Origin of the sequence: Candidatus Glomeribacter gigasporarum BEG34, assembly GCF_000227585.1 — a bacterium.
Lineage (GTDB): Bacteria > Pseudomonadota > Gammaproteobacteria > Burkholderiales > Burkholderiaceae > Glomeribacter > Glomeribacter gigasporarum_B.
This window is the reverse complement of the sequence record NZ_CAFB01000068.1, coordinates 1-4,882: the sequence shown is the minus strand read 5'-3', so window position 1 is coordinate 4,882 and position 4,882 is coordinate 1. Positions and strand designations below refer to the sequence as shown.

5 protein-coding genes are annotated in these 4,882 nt (G+C 53.1%); 3 read left to right on the top strand and 2 right to left on the bottom strand.

Annotation, left to right across the window (positions count from 1 at the left end; genetic code table 11):
• Positions 1 to 51: 51 nt before the first annotated feature.
• The 3 genes from CAGGBEG34_RS08210 to gstA are packed head-to-tail and all read left to right on the top strand — an operon-like array spanning position 52 to position 2,332.
• Positions 52 to 723: an alpha/beta hydrolase gene (locus CAGGBEG34_RS08210; RefSeq protein ID WP_006683220.1), complete on the top strand. Its 672-nt coding sequence runs from the start codon at positions 52 to 54 to the stop codon at positions 721 to 723.
• Positions 724 to 768: 45 nt separating this feature from the next.
• A complete protein-coding gene (locus CAGGBEG34_RS08205; protein ID WP_006683219.1) occupies positions 769 to 1,683 on the top strand; it encodes a pentapeptide repeat-containing protein in 915 nt (304 codons plus the stop codon).
• 40 nt (positions 1,684 to 1,723) lie between these two features.
• A complete protein-coding gene (gene gstA, locus CAGGBEG34_RS08200; protein WP_006683218.1) occupies positions 1,724 to 2,332 on the top strand; it encodes a glutathione transferase GstA in 609 nt (202 codons plus the stop codon).
• A 2-nt stretch (positions 2,333 to 2,334) separates the two neighbouring features.
• Here gstA and CAGGBEG34_RS08195 read toward each other — a convergent pair whose 3' ends face one another.
• Both CAGGBEG34_RS08195 and CAGGBEG34_RS08190 read right to left on the bottom strand, forming a co-directional pair.
• Positions 2,335 to 2,535 carry a DUF2905 domain-containing protein gene (locus tag CAGGBEG34_RS08195; RefSeq protein WP_042688408.1) on the bottom strand — a complete coding sequence of 67 codons (201 nt, stop codon included), beginning with the start codon at positions 2,533 to 2,535 and terminating at the stop codon, positions 2,335 to 2,337.
• Between the two features lie 245 nt (positions 2,536 to 2,780).
• A partial coding sequence (locus tag CAGGBEG34_RS08190) for a TrlF family AAA-like ATPase (protein WP_042688409.1) occupies positions 2,781 to 4,882 on the bottom strand: 2,102 nt, incomplete at its 5' end.

Below are 4,882 nucleotides of genomic sequence, written 5' to 3'. Positions count from 1 at the left end.
GATGTGTTTCTGTAAGCAGCGCCGGTTAAATCTACTGAACACATCGGACGCATGACGAACATCGACTATCTACCCTGCGTTGAAATCGAAACCGAGCCGGATGCACCCGCCACGGCCAGCCTGATCGGCCTGCACGGTCTTGGCGCGGACGGACACGATCTTGCTCACTTAGCAAGCAGCCTGCCAATCCAGCAGCCTGTCCGCTGGCGCTTTCCGCATGCGCCGGTCCGTCCCGTGAGTCTGCATGGCGGCGTCCCGATGCCTGCCTGGTACGACATTTATGGCCTGGACTTCGGCAGTCAGGAAGACAAGGCGGGACTTAAAGCGGCGGCCCAAAGCATCGAGCGGCTGATTCAGCGGGAAATCGACCGAGGTATCCCAAGCGAGCGCATCTTTCTGTGCGGCTTTTCTCAAGGCGGCGCTCTGGCGCTCTATACCGGCTTGCGTTATGCGCGCCGTTTGGCAGGTATTCTGGCGCTTTCCACTTATCTTCCCGTGGCAAAGCAGCTTGCCCAGGAAGCCAGTTCGGCCAACCGGCGCATCCCCATTTTCATGGCGCACGGCAATCAGGATACGGTGGTCTCTCTGGAGATGGGAGAAGGATCCAAAGATCGGTTAGAGGCGTTGGGATACGCGGTGGACTTCCATCGCTATGCGATGGCGCACAGTATCTGCACGCAGGAAATAGCGGATATGGGCGCGTGGATTCAGCGGCTGATTTAATGCTGCGCACGACTGCGGGATGATCCGGCAAAATGCAGAGATCACATGAGACATTCTAAAACTCATCTCTATCGCTGGCTTGCGATCATCCTTGCCGCTTTTCCGCTGCTTTTAGGCTGCACACGTCCAAAGACCGCTGCTCTGAACCGTCTCAAGCAAAGCTATCAATGCCAAGGCTGCGATCTGCAGGGCGTTGATCTCTCTGGGTTCAATCCCCTTCAGCCGGATGCCCCGCCGCAAGCGCTGCTTTCGCTGCATCGGGCGCAGCTTGTGCGCGCGAATCTGAGTCGCATCCGCTTATGGCGATGCCTGAGAGGGGTTGCGGACGGCTGTTTCAATGACATTGATGTAAGCGAAGCGGATCTAAGCCAGGCTGTTTTGGATCACGCGCGTCTTTATGGCGTTAATTTCGCCCGCGCGCGGCTGCATGGAAGCCAGATGCGCAATGCTTCCTGTGATCTGTGTGACTTTTCCAAAACCGATTTTTCCCATGCGTGTCTGAGGGGTTTCACATCCGAAGGGGATGCGATGCACGGCTGGGGCAGCCAATTCGATGGCGCGAATTTCGCTGGGGCGAATCTCAGCCACGCCCGCCTCTATGGATCATTCGTTCAAGCGAATTTCTCACACGCCAAACTACGCCATACCACTTTGGCTTCTGCGGAGGATGCGGATGGGTCAGGGAGGACTGCCAGCGCCTTATGGGCGGGCGTCAATTTCACGGATGCGGATTTAACGGGGGCTCGTGTCCTAAATGGCAGGGGTTTTTCCAACGACCCGCCTGCGGATCTCAGCCAGGCAATCCTGTGTCGCACTACAATGCCGGATGGTACGGTGAATCATCGGGATTGCCATGAGCGTTCTTTCAAATACCCTGCTGCACGAAGCGTTTGCTGTAAACCGCTTCCAAAGGAAGCGGTGACAGACCCAGAGGGCCTTCGTTATAGTGCGGATTTGTGAAAGCAGTCTTTTCGCCTGTTCACCCATCCAGAGGCCTGTGATGAAACTCTACTATTCTAAAGGGGCCTGTTCTTTAGTGGTCCGCATTCTCCTGCATGAAATCGGCATAGCGTGCGAGTTTGAGTCCGTCAATCTCAAAACCAAACAGACGGAAACCGGCGGGAACTTTCTAAAAATCAATCCCAAAGGCAGCGTCCCTGCGCTGGCTCTGGAGGGTCAGGAAGTCCTCACCGAAAACGCCGTCATTCAGCAATATTTGGCGGATACCTACCAAGCCACGCATCTGTTGCCGCCAGTGCCGGACCTACGGCGCTATCGCGTCCTGGAATGGCTGAATTTCATTGCCGCCGATCTTCATAAGGGCTGTGGCCCCTTGATGAAACCGGCTTTACCGGAAGAGATCAAAGAGAATGTTCTAAGACCCGTCTTGCATCAGAAACTACGGTACCTCTCCGAGCGTTTAGACAAAACCCCGTATCTGTGCGGTGAGCAGTTTATGTTGGCAGACGGCTATCTGTTTGTCATTCTGTCCTGGTTTCCTGCGCTTAAAGAGAAGTGGACGGACTGGCCGGTGCTGTCCAGGTATTTCAACCCACTGAAGGAAAGACCAGCGATTCAGAAAGCGCTGGCGGAAGAAGGCTTAAGCTGAGTTCACCGCTTCCAGAGCCATAAAATCAGCGAAATCACCGCGCTGACGATCAGGCAGGTGCTGATCGGAAAGTAAAAAGTAAAGCCTTTGTGCCGGATCAGGATATCACCCGGCAACTGGCCGAACGGGAGCTTGCTGAGGAACGGCCAGGCGAGACCCAGCAGCAGGAGAGCGATACCGAGCAGAATCAGTAGGCGGGACATTGCGCATGCATTTGGATATTTACATGGATGACTCAATGTTATAACAGTGTTTAATTTAAGGGAGCGGTCACGATGCGACTCCCGCTGAGATAAATTGGCAATTCAAAGGGATTGATCTGATCCCAGACCCTATTGCGACAGGTCAACCTGGATGCCGAAGTCGAGGTATCTATCAGCGAAGGGCAATTGATATTAAGCATTACTGCGTATAGTGGGCTTGAGTGCCCCAGCCAACATGGTCACGCTCATACAGTCACTCGAAGGCGCTTGGCGCGCTCCCGGAACGCTTGTTCACCGCCTTCAAGGATTGAGCATACTGCGTGTCGGATGTTTGAGTTTTCAAATCCACCACTCTGGTAAGAAATCGATGGTAGTTCACCAGGTTGACGCGGTTTGCAGGTAGCCACAATCACCTGATCAGCATCAGTATTCACTACCAAGTTGGCGTTGTGCGTCACGATAATGATTTGCCGACGTTTCTTGGCTTCACGGAAGAGACATACCAATTCTTGGAAAATTGATTGTGGGTCCAAATTCTCTTCAGGTTGATCTATGATCAGCGGACGACTGTCTTCTGCGTCAATTGCTAAATATAACAATAGCAGCACAATTCCGCGGGTGCCGGGCGAAAGACGCTCAATATCAACTCCATCATACTGGAGACCATAACCGACTGTAATGTGGTCTGTACTGTATAGCCAGTCTGAAATCTGGCGAGCCCAATCCCGGAAATTCGAGCCTTCGGGCCTGTGTTTTATGAGGGTCTCCCTGTTTGTCTCGACAAATTTGTTCAGCGCAGCAGCCGCTGCCTCCGCATTACCTGTGGCCCAAACAGGCATTAGCTTGTCACGCGCAATGCGCAGCAATTCACCACACCCTTTGAATGGACCACTCGTGCGTAGATCAAGCAATGCCTCACCGGCATTCGCCCATTGTTCAAGGGCGACACTACGTTTGACGGAAAACGATAGTTTTGACAGCGAGCCTTCTGCCTGGCCAATGCGTGATTTGATAGGCGCGTACAAAGCCGCAAGCGTTTCCTGTTCTTCGATAATTGCCTCGAATATGCCAGCATAAGCCGTTTGGCGAGTCTCACATAAGGCACGGATACGCCCGTCGGCACCCCGGATATGCTCGACCCGCTGACGCATTTTGTCCAATGCGACTTCAGCCTTGGCGATATTATCTGAAAAGGTATTATGTCGCTTGATGTTTTGTTGATTAATACCGACTGCTGCGCGCAAACGTGCCAGCTCGCGTTCAAGCAACAGGAGGGGCTGGTCGGTGAGATTCGCCTCTTGTGAGATCAGGGGAACGTTTGGATCAAGGGCCTGCTGAGCTAAACCAGCCTGCTCTGATCCTTGAAGTTGCCGTACCCGCGTATCCGCTTTCCTGATATGTTCCTCCAGCAGCAAGCCTATGTTGCCAACATAGTCCAATTTGAATGCTTTCCAATCAGTTGGACTCAAACCCACCTCTTTGTGTGTATTTTGTAATTCAGCAAGCATAGTCGGCGCTTGCTGCTCGCGAAAATAGCGCACATCCTCTTTCAATTGCAGCAATGTCTGATGCTGACGCTTTGCGTATTCGAGCTGTTGCCGCTTTTTATCTACAACAAGAGACACTTGCTCAAGTCGCCTTGTGCGCTTCTTATTGCCTACTGTAGAGCCTATCAGGGATTTTCGGGCCGCCTTGTCTCTGTCGATAGCCTGTTGTTTCTCGTCCCGGACCTTCTCCAGTGTTTTCAAGCCATCCTTTTTGATTCGCTCCTCAGTAAGGTCAGCAGATGCTCTGATTAGATTTTGGTGATGTCGTTGGCGTTTCTGGCGCGAAGTTTCGAGACGCGCTGCCAATAACTCCTTGAAGGAATCGACGTTGAGCCGGTCAGTGATGGGATGTGCGTTGAAAATCACCCGCTCGATTTCCCCAACCAGCGCATCGTCGAGACCTTCGGCAGAACAAAGCTGATCGACGAACTGTTGCGAGAGGTATTGAACGCGCTGAGTATCCAGCCAGTCCTCCCTGTCAGTTTTGGCTAGGTGATTACCTGTCTTCTCGCCGCCCGTCCACTCCAACTGAACTTCACTCTCGTCTAGGTGATCTTTGGCACGACGAATAAAAGACTTATCGTTGAGATGGGGTGAGAGCGCAAAGCCCCCGGCCGCAATCAGGTCTGCCAGCGCAGTTTTACCCGACCCGCGAGCGCCGATTACAGCAACCAGACCAGGATTCAGGGTTATTTTGGTGCTGGGTAACCAAGATGCGTTGGTCACTGATACGGAATCAATGGTATAATTCGGTAACGCGCCTTGCGGCGGCTGCGCATCAATGAGAACGCGCTCTTCAG